The following is a 21246-nucleotide window of genomic DNA, read 5'->3' on the forward strand; positions in this document are numbered from 1 at the left end:
GCACTGCACCATGGCCAAAAAAGACGGCAAGAAGGATCACGTCAGCGAAACGCCGGCTACGCAGTTGTTGAAGGCGAATAAAGTCGACTTCACCGAGCACCCCTACGAGTACCTGGAACACGGCGGCGCCCAGCACAGTGCCGAGGTGCTGGGATTTGACCCCTTCACCGTCGTCAAGACTTTGGTCATGCAGGACCAGGACGCCAGGCCGCTGCTGGTGCTGATGCACGGCAACCGCAAGGTCTCGACCAAAAACCTGGCGCGGCAGATAGGCGCCAAGTCGGTCGAGCCCTGCAAGCCCGAGGTCGCCAACCGCCACAGCGGCTACCTGGTGGGCGGGACCTCGCCCTTCGGCACGCGCAAAATCATGCCTGTCTATATCGAGGAAAGCATCCTGGCTTTGCCTAGAATCGCCATCAACGGCGGGCGGCGCGGCTACCTGGTGGGGATAGACCCGCAGGCCTGTGTCACATTGCTCGGTGCAAAATCGGTGAACTGCGCGCTCAGCCTGGACAATGCCGCCGGCTACGGCTGACCCCGGCCCCCAGGGGCCCGCAGCCACCACACATATAAAGAGGGAGACCCCATGGTTTACGCATACTCAATTGGCGCCACGCTGCTGGCCTACCTGCTCGGTTCGCTGTCCTTCGCGGTCATCGTCAGCAAGCTCATGGGCCTGAGCGACCCTCGCAGCTACGGCAGCAAAAACCCGGGCGCCACCAATGTGCTTCGTTCAGGCAGCAAGCCGGCCGCCGTGGCGACCCTGTTGCTGGACGGCCTCAAGGGCTGGCTGCCGGTGGTGCTGGTCAAATGGATGGGCGCCGACTACGGCCTGGGCGACGGCACGGTGGCAGCCGTCGGCTTCGCGGCTTTTCTCGGGCATTTGTACCCGGTGTTCTTCCAGTTCAAGGGCGGCAAGGGCGTGGCGACGGCGGCGGGCGTGCTGCTGGGCGTGAGCTGGATCCTGGGTCTGGCGACGCTGGCCACCTGGGTGATCATCGCCTTTTTCTCGCGTTATTCCTCGCTGGCCTCGCTGGTCTCGGCGGCCTTCGCGCCCCTGTACTACCTGTTCGGCGACCGCGAGGCCTGGTATGTCGACAAGGCCATCCTGGTGGTGATGTTCGCCATTAGCGCGCTGCTGGTGTATCGCCACCGCGAGAACATCAGCAAGCTGCTGAAGGGAACAGAGTCGAAACTGGGAAGCGGAAAAAAGAGCTGAGGCGGGCGGCATTGCGCGCCAGCCTGCGCTGCGATGAGGTAAATGCAGCCGTCTTAAGAGGCGCTCACAAAACCCAGCGAAGCGGTCCTGGCTAGGCGCGTCGCCGCAGACAGTACACCAGTACGGCAAGGCGGCGCAACAACGCCAGGAGGGTTTTTGAGCGGCTCAAAACCGCCGCGTTAAAACCATTTCTTCGTTCGTGCGATTCATCTGGAAGCGAGTAAGAAAGCTGTTGCCCAGCAGGATGAACGGCATTTCGCGCGCGGCCACCACGGCCGGCACATTGAAGACTTCCACATCACCGACGCGCACCGAGGCAAGCATGGTCTGCCAGCCGAGGATGGTGCCGTTGGCGGTGGTCAGCTGCACGGGCCGGCCCGATTTGTAGTCAATGCCCATGCGCTCGGCATCGGCCAGCGACATCGACACGGCGCTGGCGCCGGTGTCCACCAGGAACTGGGCCATCTTGCCGTTGATCTGGCCCTGGGTCATGAAGTGCCCGCCGCTGCCGGCCGTCAGCACGATGCGGCTGCCCTGTCCGGCCTGCGTGCCTGGGCCTCCGCCGGCACCCACGCTCATGGGCGCATCACCGATACGCAGGGAATGGCGCTTGCCGCCGAGGTCCACCACGGCCTGGTCGCCGGAGGTGGAGACGACCTTGACGCCCTGGTGTGTTTCCCCGGGGGCGACGGTCTTGGGTGGGCCGCCGTCCACAATCAGCAAGGCCTTGTTGCCCAGCATGCCGGCCAGGCCCACGGTCTGGGCTTGCGCGGCGGCGTGAGGCAGGGCCAGCGCAAGCAGCAAAGCCGCCAGTGGACAGGCACCGCGAAAGGCGGCGGTTGCGCCTTGCCATACCCGCGCAGGGGATTTCATCTCAATCCCGGAAATTGTTGAAGCTCAGCGGGAAGTCGCTGATTTCGGCGCGGATCATGGCCATGGCGGCCTGCAGGTCGTCGCGCTTGGCGCCGGTCACGCGCACCGCGTCGCCCTGGATGGAGGCCTGCACCTTGACCTTGCTGCCCTTGATGAGCTGCTGGATCTTCTTGGCCTGTTCGGCCTCGATGCCGTTGCGCACCTTGGTCACCTGCTTGACCTTGTCGCCGCCGATTTTTTCGGACTTGCCGATGTCGAGGAAGCGGATGTCGACGCCGGCCTTGGTGAGCTTGTTGCGCAGGATGTCGTTCATCTGGTCGAGCTGGAAGTCGCTGTCGCCGATCAGCGTGATGTCTTTTTCCTTCAGCTCGATGGAGGCGGAGGTGCCCTTGAAGTCGAAGCGCGTGGCGATTTCCTTGCCGGTGTTTTCCACGGCGTTTTTGACCTTGACCAGATCGGCTTCAAGAACGGTGTCGAAAGAGGGCATGATGCGAATCTTTGTTACGGGTGTTGGGGTGAGACAATCTCCCGGATGTTAGTCGAGAAAAACGTTCCGCTCCAGCATTCCAACAGCTTTGGCATCGTGGCCAAGGCCCTGAGCCTGGTCCGGGTGGCCGGCGAGGGCGATATCGCCGCCGTGCTGCAAGACCCGGCCCTGAAGGCCGCACCCAAGTTCGTGCTGGGCGGGGGCAGCAACATCGTGTTGACCGGCGACGTCAAGCCGCTGGTGCTCAAGGTCGAAATCATGGGCAAGCGCCTGGTGGGCGAAACCGCCAAGGCCTGGATCGTGGAGGCGGGCGCCGGCGAGAACTGGCACGAGCTCGTCGCCTGGACCTTGCAAAACGGCTATCCGGGCCTGGAAAACCTGGCGCTGATCCCGGGCACGGTGGGTGCCTCGCCGGTGCAGAACATTGGCGCCTACGGCGTAGAACTGCAGGACCGCTTCGAGTCGCTGGACGCCGTGGACTTGACGACGGGCCAGCCCTTCACCCTCGAAGCCGCGCAATGCGCTTTCGGTTACCGCGATTCGGTGTTCAAGCACAGCAGTTCGGCGCCGGGGCCGGGCGGCCACGGCTTCGGCTTGGCGGACAAGGCCCTTATCACCCGCGTGCGCCTGGCCCTGCCCAAGGCCTGGAAGTCGGTGCTGGGCTACGCCGACATCGAGAAAAAAATGCAGCAGTCCGGCATCCAGGCGCCCGGCGCTCAGCAGATCTATGAATGGATCTGCGAGATCCGCAAGGCCAAGCTACCCGACCCGCAGGTGATCGGCAACGCCGGCAGTTTTTTCAAGAACCCCACGGTATCGCCCGAACAGTGCGCCGACATCATCCAGCGCGAGCCCAAGATTGTTCATTACCACCTGGCCGACGGCTCGGTGAAGCTGGCCGCGGGCTGGCTGATAGACGCCTGCGGCTGGAAAGGCAAATCCGTCGGCAACGCCGGCGTTTACGAAAAACAGGCGCTGGTGCTGGTCAACCGCGGCGGCTCCGCCGACCCGGTCACCGGCGGCGAGGTCATGACCCTGGCCAAGGCGATCCAGACCAGTGTGTATGAACGCTTCGGCATCCTGCTCGAGCCTGAACCGGTGGTGGTCTGAGCATGGTGCGGCTTGCCAAGGTTTACAGAGGCCCCGAGGTATCGCCCTGGCGCCGGCTGGCGCTGCGTTATTCGCGTTCGACCGCCGCCATGCTGGCGTTCGCCTGGGTCAGCCTGTTGCTGGTTGCCATCTTCGCGGGCTGGCGGCCGCCGGGCTGGACGATGACCACGATTTCCGTGTTGTTCGCCTTCATGCTGACGGCCGGCGTCTGGGCCGCCCGTGAACGCGGCCGCTTGGTCCGCGAAGCGCCGCTGCCCAGGTTCCTCAGGCGCAAGCTGATGGACAGCTACCCAAACCTGAGCCTCAGGGATGCTGAACTGGTCGAGCGCGGGCTGCGCCAGTTTTTCATCGCCTGCCAGCGCAGCAACAAGCGCTTTGTCGCCATGCCGTCGCAGGTGGTCGACAGCATGTGGCATGAGTTCATCCTGCACACCTCGGCCTACCGCGAATGGTGCGACCTGGTGATAGGGCGCTTCATCGACCACGTGCCGGCCGAAGTACTGGGCCGCAAAGCCTCGACCAACGACGGCCTGCGCCGCGCCTGGTTCTGGTCCTGCCGCGACGAGTCCATCAATCCCAAGCAGCCCAGCCGCCTGCCGCTGCTGTTCGCGTTGGACGCCAAGTTCGCGATTCCCGGCGGCTTTGTCTACCTGGCCGATTGCAAGGGCTTGCGCCGTGAGGACTCGCAGGCGGGTGCCCATTGCGGTGAAAGCTTTTCGGACGGCAGCTACAGCGGCGATGCCGACGGGTTTGGCGGCAGCGAATCCTCCAGCAGCAGTGATGGCGACAGTTCCGGCAGTGGCTCCGACGGTAGCAGCGGGTGCGGCTCGGGTTGCGGCGGCGGGGGCGACTGATCGCGCCTTCGATCCGAGTTTCGGACCATGAAAAAAGCCGCCCTCGGGCGGCTTTTTTACGGAGTCTCGCGGCTTACTCGCCGGTTTTTTTACTCAGTTGCGGGATGGCCGCGCCCGGTTCCAGCGACAGCAGGCCGGAGCGCGTGTAGATGCCCAGCTTGTCGCGCGTGTCGACGATGTCCAGGTTGCGCATGGTCAGCTGGCCGATGCGGTCGGCCGGCGAGAAGGGCGCGTCCTCGACTTTTTCCATGCTCAGGCGCTCGGGCTTGTAGGTCAGGTTGCTGGAGACAGTGTTCAGGATGGAATAGTCGTTGCCGCGGCGCAGTTCCACCGTGACCTCTCCGGTGATGGCGCTGGCCACCCAGCGCTGGGCGGTTTCGCGCAGCATGATGGCCTGCGGGTCGAACCAGCGGCCCTGGTAGAGCAGGCGGCCCAGCTTGCGGCCGTTGTCGCGGTATTGCTCGATGGTGTCTTCGTTGTGGATGCCGGTGACCAGGCGCTCGTAGGCAATGAACAGCAGGGCCAGGCCCGGAGCTTCGTAGATGCCGCGGCTTTTGGCTTCGATGATGCGGTTTTCGATCTGGTCGCTCATGCCCAGGCCGTGGCGTCCGCCGATGCGGTTGGCTTCGAGGATCAGCTCGACCATGCTGCTGAAGGTCTTGCCGTTCAGCGCGACGGGCCGGCCTTCTTCAAAGCGCACCGTGACTTCCTCGCGCTTGACCTCGACTTCGTCTTTCCAGAAGGCCACGCCCATGATGGGGTTCACGATCTTCATGCCGGTGGCGAGCTCTTCCAGGTCTTTGGCCTCGTGCGTGGCGCCCAGCATGTTGGAGTCTGTCGAGTAGGCTTTTTCGGCCGACATCTTGTAGCCGAAGCCGGCCTTGGTCATGAAGGCCGACATTTCGGCGCGGCCGCCGAGTTCATCGATGAAGAGCTGGTCCAGCCAGGGCTTGTAGATCTTCAGGCCCGGGTTGGTCAGCAGGCCGTAGCGGTAGAAGCGCTCGATGTCGTTGCCCTTGAAGGTGCTGCCGTCGCCCCAGATGTTGACGTCGTCGTCTTTCATCGCCGACACCAGCATGGTGCCGGTCACGGCGCGTCCCAGGGGCGTGGTGTTGAAGTAGGTCACACCCGCGGTCGTGATGTGGAAGGCGCCGCTTTGCAGGGCGGCAATGCCTTCGGCCGCCAACTGGCTGCGGCAGTCGATCAGGCGGGCTTTTTCGGCGCCGTACTGCATGGCCTTGCGCGGGATTTCGTCGTAGTCGGGCTCATCGGGCTGGCCCAGGTTGGCGGTGTAGGCGTAGGGGATCGCGCCCTTGAGCTTCATCCAGTGCAAGGCGGCGCTGGTGTCGAGTCCGCCGGAGAAGGCGATGCCGACTTTCTGGCCGGCGGGGAGGTTCTGGAGGATGGTGGCCATGAGGGGTTCCTGAAAGGCGTGGGAAGGATTAACCGAAGTGGCAGATGTAGTGGTAGGCCGCTTCGCCTGCGGCAACGCGGATCTCGAATGTGGCATTGCCGGGTACGCTGAATTTTTCGCCGGCCGAGGACTTCACCCAGCTGTCGCTGCCGGCCAGCTTGTATTCGCAGGCGCCGGCCACGCATTCCATGATCTCGGGCGCACCGGTGTTGAAGGTCAGGGTGGCCGGCAGGATCACGCCCACCGATTTTTTGCTGCCGTCGGCAAAGGTGATGCCGTGGCTCACGCATTTGCCGTCAAAGTACACATTGGCCTGGGTGCTGACGCTGACGTTGTCGATTTTTTCGGTGGGCATGAAGAATGGGGCTGAAAAGAAGCAGGAAAGGGCGGGGAAGGGCTGGGACGGCGCCAAAAACCCCTGATTTTAGGTCACGCCGCGCCCCGGGGCCGGGCTGCCGTGAATCCGTTGGGCCTTCTGTCGCGTATCCCCTGTCAATACCTCACAATGATCCTCATGAAATCAGAAAGCCCTGACCTTCAATTGATCGCGCTGATCGAGCGCGTGGCCCGGGCCGATGAATCAGCCCTGCGGCAGCTGTACGACCTGAGCTCGTCCAAGCTTTACGGTGTCGCGGTGCGGGTGGTGGGCAATCGCGAATGGGCCGAAGACGTGCTGCAGGAGGCTTTCCTGAACATCTGGCGCATTGCCGGTGACTACAAGGCCACCCTCTCGCCGCCCATGGCCTGGATGGGCTTGATCGTCAGGAGCCGCGGCCTGGATTTTCTGCGCCGCCGAACGTCCGACCGGGCCGATTTGATGCAGGAACTGGACGACGTGCTGTCGGACACCGTGGCGGGCGATTCGCCCAACCCCATGGACACCACCCAGGCCAGCGAACAGGCCTGGGCCCTGCACCAGTGCCTGGACAAGCTGGAACAGAAGCAGCGCGAGGTTGTGAGCCTGGCCTACCTGCGGGACCTGAGCCATAGCGAACTGGCGGAACAGCTCAAACTTCCTTTAGGGACCGTGAAGACGTGGATACGCCGCGGGCTCGAGCAACTGCGCGGCTGCATGGCGAGGTTCGCGTAATGAACATCCGCAACAACCCCTCCCTCATGGATCAGCTGGCGGCCAGCTACGCGCTCGGCACCTTGCGCGGAGGTGCGCGCCGCCGTTTTGAAGCCCTGGCGCGCGACGACGCCACCCTGCGCGCCGCGGCCCTGGTCTGGCAAAGCCGGCTGGCTTCCGTCGCCGAGCTTCAGCCGCAGGCGGCGCCCAGCCCGGCGGTCTGGACGCGCATTGAAAACCTCGTCAAGGCCGACAAGGAGGCGCGCGCCATGCAGGCCGCGCGCGCCGCCGCACCGGCGGTGGGCGGCTGGTGGGCCAGCCTGGGGCTGTGGCGCGGCGCCAGCGCTGCGGGTGCGCTGGCGGCGGCTGTGGCCGTCGTTGTCGGGCTGAATGTGAACTCGCGGCTGAGCGGGCAGGTCAGCGAGCTGTCGGCCAAACTCACGGCCACGCCTGAGATCGAGTACGTGGCCGTGCTGACGGATGACAAGGCGTCTGCCTCGCTGCTGGTGACCTTTGACCCGAAGAACAAAAGCCTGGTGCTCAAGCGCGTGGGCGGGTTCCGGGAGCAGCCCGACAAGTCGCTGGAGCTGTGGGCCTTGCCGCCCGGCGCAGCGCCGAAGTCGCTGGGGGTGCTCAATGCGGACCCGGTGGTGCGCCTGGCCGCCGCGGGCACCGACATGCGGCAGGTGCCAACACTCGCGATCACGCTCGAACCCCGTGGTGGCGTGCCGCCCGGCAGCGGGCCTACCGGGCCGGTGCTGTTCAAGGGTGCGCTCATCGAGACGCCGAAGTAAGAGCCATCCCAAGCGGGCAGCAAAAAGGGGCGTTGTTAACGCCCCTTTTTTTGTGGAATCGACCTGCAGGTCTTAGCGCCAGTGGCGATGTCCGCCATAACCCCGGCTGTAGCCGAAATTCAGCGACAGGCCGATGGGCGGGTAATAGGGCGCGGCGTAGTAAGGCCGGGGATAGTAGACCGGGTAGGCCACAGGCTGCACATAGGCAGGCTGCACGTACACCGGCTGTTGTTCAACCGGTGCGGGCTGCACGTAGGCCTGCGGCTGCTGCGGTGCGGACTGGAAGGTCTGGGGAGCGGGAGTCATGGCGCCGACCGGCGTGACCTGCAGGCGCACGTACTGGCCGGGATCGTTGGCCATCTGGGTGCTGTACTGCGTGCCCTGGTATTCATAGACCACGTTGTAGTGGCTGGGGCGGTTTTCGTAATAGGTCTGCGTCGTGCATTGCTGCATGTTCTGGACCTGGTTGTTCGAGCCCTCGATACGGTCGCCAATCATCGCGCCGCCGACCAGGCCTATGACCGTGGCCACCGCACGGCCGCCGCCATTGCCGATGGCGTTGCCGGCTGCACCGCCGGCGATGGCGCCCATGAGTGCGCCGGCGCCTGAATTGGGAGATTGCGTGATGACCGGCTGGTTGGTGCAGACCTGGCGCGGCACGGCGACCTGTTGCACCACCGGCGTGCTGGAAATCACCCGCGCCAGGATGTCCATGGCGGAGGCGGGTACGGCGGCAAGGCCTGCGGCTGCGGCGAGGGTGGAAAGGACGAGTGCTTTTTTCATGGTTCGAATCCCTTTTCAGCAAATAGCTGAAGTTGCGCCGCCTGGTGGTGCTGCCCGGGGTGCGGGCAGCGGCGCTGGCGGCTACTGCGATTTTAGTAAGTCAGAGCCGTTTTGGGGCTCGGAGTTCGGTAAATCGACGGTAAAGCTGCCTGAAGACAGTAAAGCATGGTCTCCATAGGCAAAAAACGTGAAAAAGCACCTGTTTTCGGGAGGGGCGCAACATTTGCGCCGCAGGCTCAAACTCGCGCCGCCCAGGCCGCGGCATCAAAGCCGACGGTGATGCCCTTGCCCCAGTCCACCACGGGGCGCTTGATGACGCTGGGGTTGGCGAGCATCAGGGCCTGGGCGCTCGCGCTGTCGTGCGCGCCGGCCTGGGTTGCCGCATCCAGCTTGCGCCAGGTCGTGCCCTTGCGGTTGAGCAGTGTTTCCCAGCCGGCGGCCTGGGCCCAGCGCGCCAGCTGTTCGGGCGGCACGCCCTGTTTTTTGAAATCATGGAACTGGTGCTCGACGCCGTGCTCGGTGAGCCAGCCACGGGCTTTTTTGACCGTGTCGCAATTGGGGATGCCGTAGAGGATGATCATGCGGTGATTCTGGCAGATGCAGCGGCTGCACCTGCGGCGTGAGAGGCTGGAATAATCAAACGACGCTGGCCATCCGGCCACCCCCTGTTCGCCTCAACATTTCACGGATCCTCCCTTCATGACTGCTGCCTCGGCCACACCCACCGATTCATCCCAAACCGTCTTGTACCCGCCCATCGAGCCCTTTCGCACCGGCGTCCTGGAAACCGGCGACGGCCACTCGGTCTACTGGGAGCTGTGCGGCAATCCCAAGGGCAAGCCGGCGGTCTTCCTGCACGGCGGCCCCGGCGCGGGCTGCWCGCCCGAGCATCGCCGCCTGTTCGACCCCGAGCGCTACTGCGTGCTGCTGTTCGACCAGCGCGGCTGCGGCCGCTCGCGCCCCAGCGCCTCGCTGGACAACAACACGACCTGGCACCTGGTGGCCGACATCGAACGGCTGCGCAGCCTGCTGGGCGTGGAGCGCTGGCTGGTGTTCGGCGGCTCTTGGGGCAGCACGCTGGCGCTGGCCTATGCGCAAACCCACCCGGCCCGGGTGTCCGAACTGATTGTGCGCGGCATCTTCGCGTTGCGGCGAGCCGAGGTGCTGTGGTACTACCAGGAAGGGGCCTCCTGGCTGTTCCCCGACCTGTGGGAGAGCTTTCTCGCGCCGATTCCTGAAGCCGAACGCGGCGACCTGATGGCCGCCTACCGCAAACGCCTGGTCGGCAGCGACAGGGCGGCGCAACTGGCGGCCGCCCGCGCCTGGAGCCTCTGGGAAGGCCAGACCATCACGCTGCTGCCGGACCCGGCTTTCACCGCGCTGCACGGCGACGATGATTTCGCGCTGGCCTTCGCGCGCATCGAAAACCATTATTTCGTGCACGCCGGCTGGCTCGAAGACGGCCAGCTGATCCGCGATGCGCACAAGCTGGCCGGGATTCCCGGCGTGATCGTGCAGGGCCGCTACGACGTGGCCACGCCGGCCAAAACCGCCTGGGACTTGCACCGCGCCTGGCCCGAGGCCGATTTCCAGCTGGTCGCCGATGCCGGCCATGCCTTTAGCGAGCCTGGCATCCTGCATAGATTAGTCGCCGCAACCGATCGCTTTGCCCGCTGAGCCCAAGGTTTTGGCCCGTGCGCGACAATTCGGGCCTGTATGCAAAACCTCAACACTCTTGAAGATTGGCTGGCCTACTGCGAGCACCTGCACCCTGTCGGCATAGACATGGGCCTGACGCGTGTCAGCGCCGTCGCCAAACGCATGGGCCTGGCCTTTGACTGCCCCATCATCACGGTGGCCGGCACCAACGGCAAAGGCTCGACCTGCGCGATGCTCGAGGCCATCTTGCTGGAGGCCGGCTACCGCACCGGCGTTTTCACCTCGCCGCACCTGGTGCATTTTGAAGAGCGCTGCCGTGTGCGCGGCGATATCGTCAGCGCCGCCGACCTGGTGAAACAGTTCGCGCGCGTCGAGGCGGCCCGCACGCAGGGCGAGGCGATTTCGCTGACCTATTTCGAATTCACCACCCTGGCCATCCTGCAACTGCTGGCGGATGCGAAGCTGGACGTCGTCATCCTCGAAGTCGGCCTGGGCGGGCGGCTGGATGCTGTCAACATGCTGGACGCCGACTGCGCGGTGATCACCAGCATAGACCTGGACCACATGGAGTACCTGGGACCGGACCGCGAAAGCATAGGCCGCGAAAAAGCCGGCATCATGCGCGCCGGCAAGCCGGTCATCGTGAGCGACCCGGTGCCGCCGCAAAGCGTGGTGGACCATGCCGCCGCGGTGGGCGCCGATTTGTGGCGCTTTGGCACGGACTTCAATTTTTCGGGCGACAAGCAGCAGTGGGGCTGGGCCGGCCGCGGGCGCCGGTATGCGGGCCTGGCCTACCCGGCGCTGCGCGGCGCCAACCAGCTGGTCAATGCCTCGGGTGTGCTGGCGGCGCTGACGGCGCTGCGCGACCGCCTGCCGGTCACGGCCCAGGCGGTGCGCAACGGCCTGTCCATGGTCGAACTGCCGGGGCGCTTCCAGATCGTGCCCGGCCAGCCCACGCTGGTGCTGGACGTGGCGCACAACCCACATTCGGTGGCCGCGCTGGCCGAAAACCTCGACGCCATGGGTTTTTACCCCTGCACCCATGCGGTGTTCGGCGCCATGGCCGACAAGGACCTCGCGCCCATGCTGGCGCGCGTCGCGCCGCTCATCGACAAGTGGTATTTCACCGACCTGCCGACGCCGCGGGCCGCCACGGCGGCGGATTTGCAGGCGCGTTGGACGGCGGCCAACACCCGGCCCGACGCCACCTCCAGCACCCATCCGTCCCCCGAAGCGGCGCTGCAGGCGGCGGTCAAGGCCGCAACCCCCGCTGATAGAATCGTTGTGTTCGGCTCGTTCTACACGGTGGGCGGTATTTTGAAGGACGGCGTGCCGCGTCTTTCGGCCCCGCACCTGGCCAGCTGAAGCAGTACACACCGGCCCGGCCGGGTGTTCCGCAGGGCCTGGAGCCCACGTTCACCGCTAACGTCACCCCTTATCGGATTCAAGCCACACCATGCCGTTTTTCAACTTCCGCCGGGGCGGCTCCAGCACTGCCCCCAACGCCGGGCCAGCCGCTCAACCGGAAAGCGTGGAAGTGATGCGCAAGCGCGCCAAGCACCGCCTGATCGGCTCGGCCGTGCTGGTGCTGATCGGCGTGGTGGGTTTCCCCCTGCTGTTCGACACCCAGCCCCGGCCCATCCCGGTCGACATCCCCATCGAAATTCCCGGCAAGGGTACGGTCAAGCCGCTTGCCGTGCCGGCAGCGCCGACCGCCACGGCCCCCGCGCCGACGGCACCTGCTCCCACGCCTCCCGCGCCCGCTGACAAAGTGGCCGCAGCCGCGAGCCTGGCGCCCAAGGAAGAAATCCTGCCGTCCAAACCTGCCGCTGCAGCGTCTGCGCCGGCTGTCAAACCCGAAGCCAAGCCCGAGGTAAAACCTGCGGCCAAACCTGAGCCCAAGCCGCCCGTTAAGCCTGAACCCAAACCCGTGGCCAATGCCGATGCCGCCCGCGCCAGCGCGCTGCTCAACGGCAGCACGCCGCCGGCCGCCGCCAAACCGGCCGCCGCCGAGGCCGAAGGCCGGCTGGTGGTGCAGGTGGGCGCCTTTGCCGACGTCGCCAAAGCGCGCGAGGCGCGCCTGAAGCTCGAAAAAGCCGGGCTGAAAACCTATACGCAAGTCGCAGAAACCAAGGACGGCAAGCGCATACGGGTCCGTGTGGGGCCGTTCGCCACCAAGGCCGAGGCTGAAAAAGCGGCCGGAAAAATCAAGAGCCTTGATTTACCGGCCGCCATCCTGACCTTGTAAGTAACGTAGCTGCTTGACTCGTGACGGCTGTTGACTGGATTTTGCTGGGAGTGCTGGTTTTTTCCATGCTGCTGGGCGCATGGCGCGGGTTGGTGTACGAGGTGTTGTCGGTGCTGGGCTGGGTCGTGTCGTTTTTTGTGGCGCAATGGTTTGCGCCTGACCTGGCCACCCGGCTGCCGCTGCAGTCGGCGGCCGACCCGGTGCGCTATGCGGCGGCCTTTGTGCTGATCTTCATCGCCTCGGTGTTCGCGGCGGGGCTGCTGGCGTTTTTGGTCAAGAAGCTGGTGGCCGCCGTCGGCTTGGCGCCCATTGACCGCGTGCTGGGCGCCGCGTTTGGTGTGCTGCGCGGCGTGATTTTGTTGCTGGCCGCGACCGTCGTGATCGACATGACGGCGCTGAAAACCAGCGACTGGTGGCGGGAATCAAAGGGCGCGCCGGTGTTGGCGGCCACGCTCAAAGCCCTGAAGCCGGTGTTGCCCGAACAGTTTGCGAAATATTTAACCTAACTTTGAAGAGTCAACTCATCATGATCGGAACACCATGTGCGGGATAGTCGGCGTCGTCAGCAAAGCCCCCGTCAACCAGCTCATCTATGACGGCCTGCTGCTGCTGCAGCACCGCGGCCAGGATGCGGCGGGCATCGTCACGCAGCAGGGGCGCAAGTTCTACATGCACAAGGCCAAGGGCATGGTGCGCGACGTGTTCCGCACCCGCAACATGCGCGCGCTGCCGGGCACGGTGGGCTTGGGCCAGGTGCGCTACCCGACGGCTGGCAACGCCTACAGCGAAGACGAGGCCCAGCCTTTTTACGTCAACGCGCCTTTCGGCCTGGTGCTCTCGCACAACGGCAACCTGACCAACGCGGCCGAACTCAAGGCCGAGCTCTTCAATACCGACCACCGCCACATCAACACCGACAGCGACTCCGAAGTGCTGCTCAACGTGCTGGCGCATGAGCTTGAAAAAACCACGCGCGGCCTGCCGCTCAAACCCGTCGACGTGTTCGCCGCCGTGCGCGGCGTGCACAAGCGCGTGAAGGGCTCCTACGCCGTCGTCGCGCTGATCGCCGGCCACGGCCTGCTGGCCTTCCGCGACCCCTTTGGCATCCGCCCGCTGTGCATAGGCCGCGGCCAGAACGAAAGTGGCGACACCGTCATGGTGGCCAGCGAATCGGTGGCCCTGGAAGGCACCTCGCACCAGTTCGAGCGCGACATCGCGCCGGGCGAGGCCGTGTACGTGGACATGGAAGGCGTGGTGCACGCCGAGCAGTGCGCGCCGAATGCAAAGCTCAACCCCTGTATCTTTGAATTCGTCTACCTGGCACGCCCCGACTCAGTGCTGGACGGCATCTCGGTCTACCAGGCGCGCCTGAACCTCGGCGAGACGCTGGCCAAGCGCGTGGTCTCCACCGTGCCGCCCAGCGAGATCGACGTGATCATCCCGATCCCGGAATCCAGCCGCCCCAGCGCCACGCAACTGGCGCACCTGCTGGGCATTCCCTACCGCGAGGGCTTCGTCAAGAACCGCTACGTGGGCCGCACCTTCATCATGCCGGGGCAGGGCGTGCGCAAGAAATCCGTGCGCCAGAAGCTCAACGTGATCGCCAGCGAGTTCAAGGGCCGCAACGTGCTACTGGTCGACGACTCCATCGTGCGCGGTACCACCAGCCGCGAAATCGTGCAGATGGCGCGCGACGCCGGCGCCAAAAAGGTCTACCTGGCCAGCGCCGCGCCGCCCGTGCGCTTTCCCAACGTCTACGGCATCGACATGCCTACGCCCGGCGAACTCGTGGCGCACGGCCGCACCATCGAGGAAATCCGTGAAGTCATAGGCTGCGACGCGCTGATCTACCAGGACGTCGAGGGCATGAAACGCGCCATCGGCTCGCTCAACGGCAAGCTCGACGGCTTTGACGCTTCCTGCTTCGACGGCGTCTACATCACCGGCGACGTCACGGCCGAAACCATTGCCGCGATGAACTCCCAGCGCGCCGACACCGCCGAGAAGATCGGCGAGGACAGCGACGTCGATGTGTCCCGCCTGGCGCTGCCCAATCCGCAAGAAGCCTGAGCATGACAAAAAGAAAACTGCCCGACAACCTGCACCGCGACACGCTGGCCGTGCGCGTGGCGCTGGAGCCCAGCCAGCACGGCGAAAACTCCGAAGCGCTGTACCTGACCAGCGGTTTTGTGCAGCCCGATGCCGAGACCTCGGCGCGGCGCTTTGCCGATCCGACGGAAGGCTACACCTACGGCCGTACCTCCAACCCCACGGTCACGAGTTTCGAGCGCCGCCTCGCCGCGCTTGAGGGCACGGAAGCTGCCATTGGCGCCTCTACCGGCATGGGCGCCATCCTCATGATGTGCATGGGCCTGCTCAAGGCCGGCGACCACGTGATCTGCTCGCGCTCTATGTTCGGCTCGACGATTGCGCTGATAGGCCGCGAGTTCGGCAAGTTCGGCGTTGAGACCACCTTTGTCTCGCAGACCGACATCAGCGAGTGGAAGGCCGCCTTGCGTCCCGGCACCAAGCTGCTGTTCGCCGAAACGCCGACTAACCCGCTGACGGAGGTCTGCGACATCCGGGCGCTGGCCGACCTGGCGCACAGCGTGGGCGCCTTGCTGGCCGTTGACAACTGCTTTTGCTCGCCGGCGCTGCAACGCCCGGTGGAATTCGGCGCCGACCTCATCATGCATTCGGGCACCAAATACCTGGACGGCCAGGGCCGCGTGATGGCGGGCGCGCTCTGCGGCCCGTCCAAGCTGATCGTCGACGTGTTCGGGCCCATCGTGCGCACCGCCGGCATGACGCTGGCGCCCTTCAACGCCTGGGTGGTGCTCAAGGGGCTGGAGACATTGAGCATCCGCATGCAGGCCCAGAGCGCCAACGCGCTGGCCGTTGCGAAATGGCTGGAGACACAGCCCGCCGTGAAGCGTGTGTACTACCCGGGCCTGGCATCGCATCCGCAGCACGAACTGGCCATGCGCCAGCAGTCCGGCCTGGGCGGCGCGGTGCTGTCCTTCGACGTGCGCGGCGACACGCCGGAAACGGCGCGCGCCAATGCCTTCCAGGTGATCAACAGCACGCAGGTACTCAGCATCGCCACCAACCTGGGCGACACCAAAACCATCATCAGCCACTCGGCCACCACCTCGCACGGGCGCCTCAGCGAAGAGCAGCGCCAGGCCGCCGGCATAGGCCAGGGCCTGGTGCGCGTGGCCGTCGGGCTGGACCACGTGGACGACATCAAGGCCGACCTTTCCCGCGGCCTCAGCCTCATCGCATGACAGTTCCCATGACGCAAAAGACCCGCACCCGCTTCGCCCCTTCACCGACCGGCTTCATCCACCTCGGCAACATCCGCTCAGCGCTCTACCCGTGGGCCTTTGCCCGCGCCACTGGCGGCGACTTCATCCTGCGCATCGAGGACACCGACGTGGAGCGCTCCAGCCAGGAGGCCGTCGACGTCATCATCGAAGGTATGCGCTGGCTGGGCCTGAACCACGACGAGGGCCCGTTCTTCCAGATGCAGCGCATGGACCGCTACAAGGCCGTGCTCGCGCAGATGCGCGCAGACGGCCTGGTCTACCCTTGCTACATGAGCGTGGCCGAGCTCGACGCCCTGCGCGAAAAGCAGATGGCCGCCAAGGAAAAACCGCGCTACGACGGCACCTGGCGCCCCGCCCCCGGCAAGACCCTGCCGCCCGTGCCCGAAGGCGTGCAGCCGGTGCTGCGCTTCATGAACCCGCAAGGCGGCAGCGTGGTGTGGGACGACAAGGTCAAGGGCCGCATCGAGATCAGCAACGACGAACTCGACGACCTGGTCATCGCGCGGCCCGACGGCACGCCGACCTACAACTTCTGCGTGGTGGTCGACGACATCGACATGGCGATGACCCACGTGATACGCGGCGACGACCACGTCAACAACACACCGCGCCAGATCAACATCTTCAGGGCCCTGGGCAAGGAGCCGCCGGTCTATGCCCATTTGCCGACCGTGCTCAACGAGCAGGGTGAAAAACTCAGCAAGCGCAACGGCGCCAAGCCGGTCACGCAGTACGCCGCCGAAGGCTATCTGCCCGACGCCATGGTCAACTACCTGGCGCGCCTGGGCTGGAGCCACGGCGACGACGAGATCTTCAGCCGCGAACAGTTCATCTCGTGGTTCAACCTCGACCATCTCGGCAAGAGCGCCGCGCAGTTCGACGAAGCCAAGCTGCGCTGGGTCAATGCCCAGCACCTCAAGGCCATGTCCGACGACAAGCTCGCCGAAGCGGTCACACCTTTCCTCGCGGCGCAGGGCGTCACGGGCCAGGACGCCGCATGGATCGCACGCGGCTGCGGCCTCTTCAAGGACCGCTGCAGCACGCTGGTGGAACTCGCCGGCTGGCTGCAGCGCCTGGTCACCGGCGGTCAGCCCGGCGCCGAAGACCTGGCCACGCACGTGACCGATGCCGTGCGCCCCGCGCTCGCCAAACTCGCCGAAGCCTTGGGCAGCGCCGAGTGGAACAAGGCCGCGATTTCCGCGGCCATCAAGCAGGTGCTGGCCGACACCGGCCTGAAGATGCCGCAGCTCGCGATGCCGGTGCGCGTGCTCGTGATGGGCACGCCGCAGACGCCGTCACTCGACGCGATTCTGGAGCTCATGAAACGCGAAGATGTGGTCTCCCGGCTCAAGCTTGTCTGAGGATTTGAAAAAGAGCAAATTTTCGGGCTATAATTCAAGGCTCGACACAATTGCAGGGCAACTTGCAATAGTTTGAAGGGGGTATAGCTCAGCTGGGAGAGCGCTTGCATGGCATGCAAGAGGTCAGCGGTTCGATCCCGCTTACCTCCACCAAAGTTTGTCGCGAAGAATTTGAAGTTAGCCGGGACTTTGTGTCATCACAAAAGCCCGTCCGGAAATTCCAAGGTTTTGACCCTATCGTCTAGAGGCCTAGGACACCACCCTTTCACGGTGGCTACAGGGGTTCGAATCCCCTTAGGGTCGCCAGCATTCATCACCTCGTGTGATGCCCAAGGCGCAAGTTGACAACCGCAGTCCCGCAAGGGCCAGCGACTTGGCTCGAAAGAGCGAATGTTGTCACTACCAGGAGTGGTAGTTCAGTTGGTTAGAATACCGGCCTGTCACGCCGGGGGTCGCGGGTTCGAGTCCCGTCCACTCCGCCAAAATCCGAAAAGGGCCTGCAAGATTTCTTGCAGGCCCTTTTTTCGTTTTCGGCCTTCGTGTCCCTGCGTTTGGACGGTAACGAAATAGTGGAACTCACCCATCGATCACGACCTGCATGCCAAGGTCAGCGAAACAGGGTTGAGCAGCGCGATGATGCGCTGCACCGAGCCCATTGATTTCAGGCGCTCCTCGCGGCGCAAGCAGGCAGCGGGGCTCAGGTGCACCTTGGCCACCAGAGGGCCACATTGGAGATCGATGCATCGCGCTGGAGCAGGCGCAGGATCGTGCGATCGACCCGGCCCAGGTCAGGCACCGGGTAATCGTTTCATTCTGTAAACGAATTTTTATTTCTTTAAATTATTTTTTAAAACAATTTTTGAAAATTTTTTATCGGATTCTTCAAATATTTAATCTAAAAAATCGATCATATTGCAACCCTGTTATACGGCCTCGGCGATAGACTTTCTTTCAACGCGGCCCATGCCGTATCAAAGAGGAGCAATGCGATGATGAAACCAAGGTATGAGAAGCGCTTCTTCCTGGCCATGGCGCTGGTCTTGCTGGCCCCCTGGTCCGGCGTCCACGCGCAGGGCTATCCGTCCAAGCCGGTCCAACTGGTCATCCCTTTTCCACCGGGTGGCGCCACCGACATCGCCGGACGCCTGGTTGCCAAAAAGCTGGGCGAGCGCCTGGGGCAGCCTGTGGTCATCGACAATCGCCCGGGCGCCGGCACCATCGTCGGTGCCGCATACGTCGCCAAGGCGGCGCCGGACGGCTACACGCTGCTGATCAGCTCGGGATCGACCTTCACGGTCAACCCGGCACTCATGCCCAAGCTGCCTTACGACCCGATCAAGAGTTTCGAGCCTGTCGGGATGGTGGCGCGCGTTCCCCTGGTTTTGCTGGCTAACGTCGATGTCCCAATCAACGACCTGAAGCAGTTGATCGCGGCGGTGCAACGCGCACCGGACAAGTACGTGTACGGCTCCTTCGGCAACGGTACCACGGGACACTTCGCCGGCGAATTGCTCTGGAGCACCGCCGGCATCAAGCTGCAGCACATCGCTTACAAGGGCAGCGCGCCGGCAATGACCGACTTGATGGCCGGCCAGATCCCGTTCGCGATTGACACCGTCGCAGCGGCGCTGCCGCAGCTGAAGGCGGCGAAGCCGAAGATCAAGGCCATCGCCGTCACCGGCGCGAGCCGCGCGACACAAATGCCCACCGTGGCGACCGTTGCGGAGAGCGGCTTCACCGGCTTCTCGGCCGATTCCTGGCTCGCCATTGCCGCGCCCAAGGGCTTGCCGGCGGACGTGAAAGCCAAACTGCAGAAGGCGCTGGCCGACACCATGAAGGATCCCGAGATCCGCGACAAGCTCGTCGCCAACGGACTCGAGCAAGCCTGGGAACCCGCTTCCGCGGTTGCGGCGCGCATTGAAAACGAACTCCCCCGCATGCGCGCGGTCGTTATGCGCTCCAACATCCGGGTCGATTGAGCGTTGCACGTGCGGGTTGGACCTCGTGAAGGAAACTGGAAATGAGAACTGGTCAGTGGATCGCCCGCCTGGCGGGCTTGGTCATCGCAGGCGGCATAACGTCGTCCGTGCTGGCCGCGCAGCTTGTCGTCGGCCAGGTGGCGCCGTTGACCGGCATCGACGCGAGCCAGGGCCGCGCCTACGCGGCCGGCATGCTGTTGCATTTCAACGCTGTGAACAAGGCCGGTGGGGTCAACGGAAACACCTTCACCCTGGCCCGCCGCGACGACGCCGGGCGACCCGATGAAACACTCACCCAGACACGCGCGCTTCTGGCCGAGGACAAGCCGGTGGTGCTTGCCGGCTACTTTGGAAGCCGCAATATCGCTCAACTGATCAGCGCGGGCGTCTTTGAGCGCGAGCGCATCGTGCTGGTCGGCTTCCGCGCGACCGAATTGAATCTGGACGCTCCACAACTTTACGGCGTGCGTGCCACATTGCGGGACGAACTTACGAGAATCACGGCGCACCTGGCCACGGTCGGAATCACCCGGCTTGGCTTGTTTTACGAAAACGGCGCCGGCGCTGCACCACTCATCGCCGCCGCACAGGAAGCCGCGGCGAATGCCAAGGCCAAGATCGTGCAAACGGCGGGTTATGACGTTGGAACCAGCCGCGTGAGCGCCGCCGCCGACGCCATGCTGCAGGCAGCACCGCAGGCGATCATCATGATTGCCAGTGGCGGCGCTGCTTCCAGCTTTGTTGAGAAATACCGTTCAGCCGGGGGAACGGCCCAACTGTTCGCGCATTCGGGCGCGGACATTGAGCAGATGTCGAAACGGCTGTCAGAAGAGCAGATGCAAGGCATCGCGATCGCCCAGGTCACGCCCAGCCCCTACAAAATGACTAACCGGCTTTCCAAGGAATTCAACGACATCGCGGCAACGGCAGGAGCGCAGGATGTTCCGATCAGCTACGCCATGATGGAAGGCTTCATCGCTGCAAAGGTGATCGTTGAAGCCGCTCGGCGGCAAGGCGCGCGTGTGACCCGTGAAGGTTTTGCTTCCGCTTTGGATGGACTGGAAAGCTTTGACCTCGGAGGATACGTCATCGGATTTCGGCCGGGAATGCGCAATGGTTCGCGCTTCGTGGAGATGACCATCATCAGCGGGAACGGAAGAATCCGGCAGTAAACATCCAGGGAATCGCCAAAAGCCGCCTGTCACGCTGAGGGACGAGGGTTCGAATCCCGGCCACTCCGGCGACCCGCATGCGATTTTGATTTTGGCAGCAGGGCAGGGCGCTGGTATCAAAGGTAACGAGGCGCCCCGAACTGGAGCGCATTGACGCGCTTCGGCCATAATGAGAATAATTCCCATCTACGACGCGCGCGCCTGGTCAGCCACCGCCACATCTCGTCTGCCGCTTGGAGGGGTTCGTCACTTCCCATGGCATTGACCGACCTGTGCTTGAGCGCTATTACCAAGAACTGCTGAACTTCTGTTCCCGCACGGTGCGCAACCGCGATGCCGCGGCTGACGTCGTGCAGGAGAGTTATGCGCGCGTCCTGGCGGTCCAGCATTCCGGCCAGGCGGTGCCCGAGCCGCGCGCGCTGCTTTACCGCACGGCGCGCAACCTGCAGATCGACCAGCACCGCCGCAGCGAAGTGCGCGGCGAGGCCCTGCACCCGGACGCCGAGGCCTCGGCCGCCGAGCTCGACAATCTCGCGGCACCGGAGGCCTCTGAGCCCGATGCCGCCGCGTCGTCAGCGCAGGGAGTGAACGCCTTGCTGGCCGCCATCGATGCCCTGCCTTTGCGCTGCCGCGAGGCCTTTATCCTGCACAAGTTCGACGGCTTGCCGCATTCGGAGGTGGCCGAGCAGATGGGCATCTCGCGCAAGATGGTCGAGCAGCACATCAAACTGGCCATGGATGCCTGCAGGCGATGCAGGGATGGGCTAGCCGGAACGCCTGTTGCCGCCCCCGCCCCCAAGCTTCGAAGAAGAAAATCTGCCCGCGAATGACTTTTTGTATGCGTTCTTACTTTCCCGGCCTAGGGTTTTGCTGTGCTCGTGCGTCTACATCCAAG

The 21246-nt window shown here is 64.4% G+C and carries 22 protein-coding genes, 3 tRNA genes and 1 pseudogene; 19 read left to right on the forward strand and 7 right to left on the reverse strand.

Translation table 11 applies throughout. The features are described 5' to 3' along the window. The first annotated feature begins 10 nt into the window (after positions 1–10). Both AC1D1Y_RS05365 and plsY read left to right on the forward strand, forming a co-directional pair. Complete coding sequence (locus AC1D1Y_RS05365) at positions 11–535, forward strand: aminoacyl-tRNA deacylase (protein ID WP_477681444.1); 525 nt, start codon at positions 11–13, stop codon at positions 533–535. A gap of 51 nt (positions 536–586) precedes the next feature. Then, entirely contained in the window at positions 587–1219 is a 633-nt protein-coding gene (plsY, locus tag AC1D1Y_RS05370; RefSeq protein WP_477681445.1) for a glycerol-3-phosphate 1-O-acyltransferase PlsY, read from the forward strand. Between the two features lie 165 nt (positions 1220–1384). Here the strand turns inward: plsY and AC1D1Y_RS05375 are convergent, their stop codons facing one another. Next, the gene (locus AC1D1Y_RS05375) at positions 1385–2092 is read right to left on the reverse strand and encodes a retropepsin-like aspartic protease family protein (RefSeq protein ID WP_477681446.1); all 708 of its coding nucleotides are present in this window, start codon (positions 2090–2092) and stop codon (positions 1385–1387) included. A 1-nt stretch (position 2093) separates the two neighbouring features. Beyond that, on the reverse strand, positions 2094–2579 hold the full coding sequence (locus AC1D1Y_RS05380; RefSeq protein WP_477653420.1) for a YajQ family cyclic di-GMP-binding protein: 486 nt from the start codon (positions 2577–2579) through the stop codon (positions 2094–2096). Between the two features lie 45 nt (positions 2580–2624). On the opposite strand from AC1D1Y_RS05380, the gene murB reads away from it, so the two are divergent. Together murB and AC1D1Y_RS05390 are read left to right on the forward strand one after the other, a co-directional pair. Continuing rightward, positions 2625–3689 (forward strand): UDP-N-acetylmuramate dehydrogenase, encoded by a 1065-nt coding sequence (murB, locus tag AC1D1Y_RS05385; protein WP_477681447.1) that lies wholly within the window; start codon positions 2625–2627, stop codon positions 3687–3689. A 2-nt stretch (positions 3690–3691) separates the two neighbouring features. Next, a complete protein-coding gene (locus AC1D1Y_RS05390) occupies positions 3692–4543 on the forward strand; it encodes a glycine-rich domain-containing protein (RefSeq protein WP_477681448.1) in 852 nt (283 codons plus the stop codon). Between the two features lie 73 nt (positions 4544–4616). On the opposite strand, the gene argG is transcribed toward AC1D1Y_RS05390, so the two are convergent. After that, entirely contained in the window at positions 4617–5957 is a 1341-nt protein-coding gene (gene argG / locus AC1D1Y_RS05395; RefSeq protein WP_477681449.1) for an argininosuccinate synthase, read from the reverse strand. A gap of 28 nt (positions 5958–5985) precedes the next feature. Then, positions 5986–6312 (reverse strand): pyrimidine/purine nucleoside phosphorylase, encoded by a 327-nt coding sequence (gene ppnP / locus AC1D1Y_RS05400; protein ID WP_436157910.1) that lies wholly within the window; start codon positions 6310–6312, stop codon positions 5986–5988. Between the two features lie 159 nt (positions 6313–6471). On the opposite strand from ppnP, the gene AC1D1Y_RS05405 reads away from it, so the two are divergent. Further along, entirely contained in the window at positions 6472–7047 is a 576-nt protein-coding gene (locus tag AC1D1Y_RS05405) for an RNA polymerase sigma factor (RefSeq protein ID WP_477681450.1), read from the forward strand. Beyond that, on the forward strand, positions 7047–7820 hold the full coding sequence (locus tag AC1D1Y_RS05410) for an anti-sigma factor (RefSeq protein WP_477681451.1): 774 nt from the start codon (positions 7047–7049) through the stop codon (positions 7818–7820). Before AC1D1Y_RS05405 ends, AC1D1Y_RS05410 begins: the two co-directional genes overlap by 1 nt. A gap of 72 nt (positions 7821–7892) precedes the next feature. On the opposite strand, the gene AC1D1Y_RS05415 is transcribed toward AC1D1Y_RS05410, so the two are convergent. Both AC1D1Y_RS05415 and AC1D1Y_RS05420 read right to left on the reverse strand, forming a co-directional pair. Further along, on the reverse strand, positions 7893–8603 hold the full coding sequence (locus AC1D1Y_RS05415; protein ID WP_477681452.1) for a glycine zipper 2TM domain-containing protein: 711 nt from the start codon (positions 8601–8603) through the stop codon (positions 7893–7895). A 236-nt stretch (positions 8604–8839) separates the two neighbouring features. Next, the gene (locus tag AC1D1Y_RS05420) at positions 8840–9184 is read right to left on the reverse strand and encodes an ArsC family reductase (RefSeq protein WP_477681453.1); all 345 of its coding nucleotides are present in this window, start codon (positions 9182–9184) and stop codon (positions 8840–8842) included. A gap of 163 nt (positions 9185–9347) precedes the next feature. Here AC1D1Y_RS05420 and pip point away from each other — a divergent pair, with 163 nt between their 5' ends. The 10 genes from pip to AC1D1Y_RS05470 all read left to right on the forward strand — a co-directional run bounded on the left by pip (position 9348) and on the right by AC1D1Y_RS05470 (position 17682). Further along, positions 9348–10280 carry a prolyl aminopeptidase gene (gene pip, locus AC1D1Y_RS05425; protein WP_477681508.1) on the forward strand — a complete coding sequence of 311 codons (933 nt, stop codon included), beginning with the start codon at positions 9348–9350 and terminating at the stop codon, positions 10278–10280. Between the two features lie 39 nt (positions 10281–10319). After that, on the forward strand, positions 10320–11627 hold the full coding sequence (gene folC / locus AC1D1Y_RS05430) for a bifunctional tetrahydrofolate synthase/dihydrofolate synthase (protein ID WP_477681454.1): 1308 nt from the start codon (positions 10320–10322) through the stop codon (positions 11625–11627). 91 nt (positions 11628–11718) lie between these two features. Continuing rightward, a complete protein-coding gene (locus tag AC1D1Y_RS05435) occupies positions 11719–12510 on the forward strand; it encodes an SPOR domain-containing protein (RefSeq protein WP_477681455.1) in 792 nt (263 codons plus the stop codon). A gap of 20 nt (positions 12511–12530) precedes the next feature. After that, positions 12531–13016, forward strand: a complete 486-nt coding sequence (locus AC1D1Y_RS05440) for a CvpA family protein (protein WP_477681456.1) — start codon at positions 12531–12533, stop codon at positions 13014–13016. 34 nt (positions 13017–13050) lie between these two features. Continuing rightward, positions 13051–14580, forward strand: coding sequence for an amidophosphoribosyltransferase (gene purF, locus AC1D1Y_RS05445; protein ID WP_477681457.1), 1530 nt, complete (start codon positions 13051–13053; stop codon positions 14578–14580). A gap of 2 nt (positions 14581–14582) precedes the next feature. Further along, a complete protein-coding gene (locus tag AC1D1Y_RS05450; RefSeq protein ID WP_477676412.1) occupies positions 14583–15797 on the forward strand; it encodes an O-succinylhomoserine sulfhydrylase in 1215 nt (404 codons plus the stop codon). An 8-nt stretch (positions 15798–15805) separates the two neighbouring features. Beyond that, complete coding sequence (gene gltX, locus AC1D1Y_RS05455; RefSeq protein WP_477681458.1) at positions 15806–17200, forward strand: glutamate--tRNA ligase; 1395 nt, start codon at positions 15806–15808, stop codon at positions 17198–17200. 77 nt (positions 17201–17277) lie between these two features. Further along, positions 17278–17353: transfer RNA gene (locus AC1D1Y_RS05460), tRNA-Ala, on the forward strand. A 77-nt stretch (positions 17354–17430) separates the two neighbouring features. After that, positions 17431–17506, forward strand: a tRNA-Glu gene (locus AC1D1Y_RS05465). Between the two features lie 99 nt (positions 17507–17605). Then, positions 17606–17682 (forward strand) — tRNA-Asp (locus tag AC1D1Y_RS05470). Positions 17683–17808: 126 nt separating this feature from the next. On the opposite strand, the pseudogene AC1D1Y_RS05475 reads toward AC1D1Y_RS05470, so the two are convergent. Continuing rightward, positions 17809–17996 (reverse strand): annotated as a pseudogene (locus tag AC1D1Y_RS05475) (Lrp/AsnC family transcriptional regulator); the annotation flags it as partial. A gap of 196 nt (positions 17997–18192) precedes the next feature. Here AC1D1Y_RS05475 and AC1D1Y_RS05480 point away from each other — a divergent pair. The 3 genes from AC1D1Y_RS05480 (at position 18193) to AC1D1Y_RS05490 (ending at position 21181) form a co-directional block, all read left to right on the forward strand. After that, the gene (locus AC1D1Y_RS05480; protein ID WP_477681509.1) at positions 18193–19179 is read left to right on the forward strand and encodes a Bug family tripartite tricarboxylate transporter substrate binding protein; all 987 of its coding nucleotides are present in this window, start codon (positions 18193–18195) and stop codon (positions 19177–19179) included. Between the two features lie 41 nt (positions 19180–19220). Next, on the forward strand, positions 19221–20351 hold the full coding sequence (locus AC1D1Y_RS05485) for an ABC transporter substrate-binding protein (RefSeq protein WP_477681459.1): 1131 nt from the start codon (positions 19221–19223) through the stop codon (positions 20349–20351). A gap of 272 nt (positions 20352–20623) precedes the next feature. Then, positions 20624–21181 carry a sigma-70 family RNA polymerase sigma factor gene (locus AC1D1Y_RS05490; protein ID WP_477681460.1) on the forward strand — a complete coding sequence of 186 codons (558 nt, stop codon included), beginning with the start codon at positions 20624–20626 and terminating at the stop codon, positions 21179–21181. Positions 21182–21246: the final 65 nt, after the last annotated feature.

Source organism: Polaromonas sp. P1_G1 (assembly GCF_056405595.1).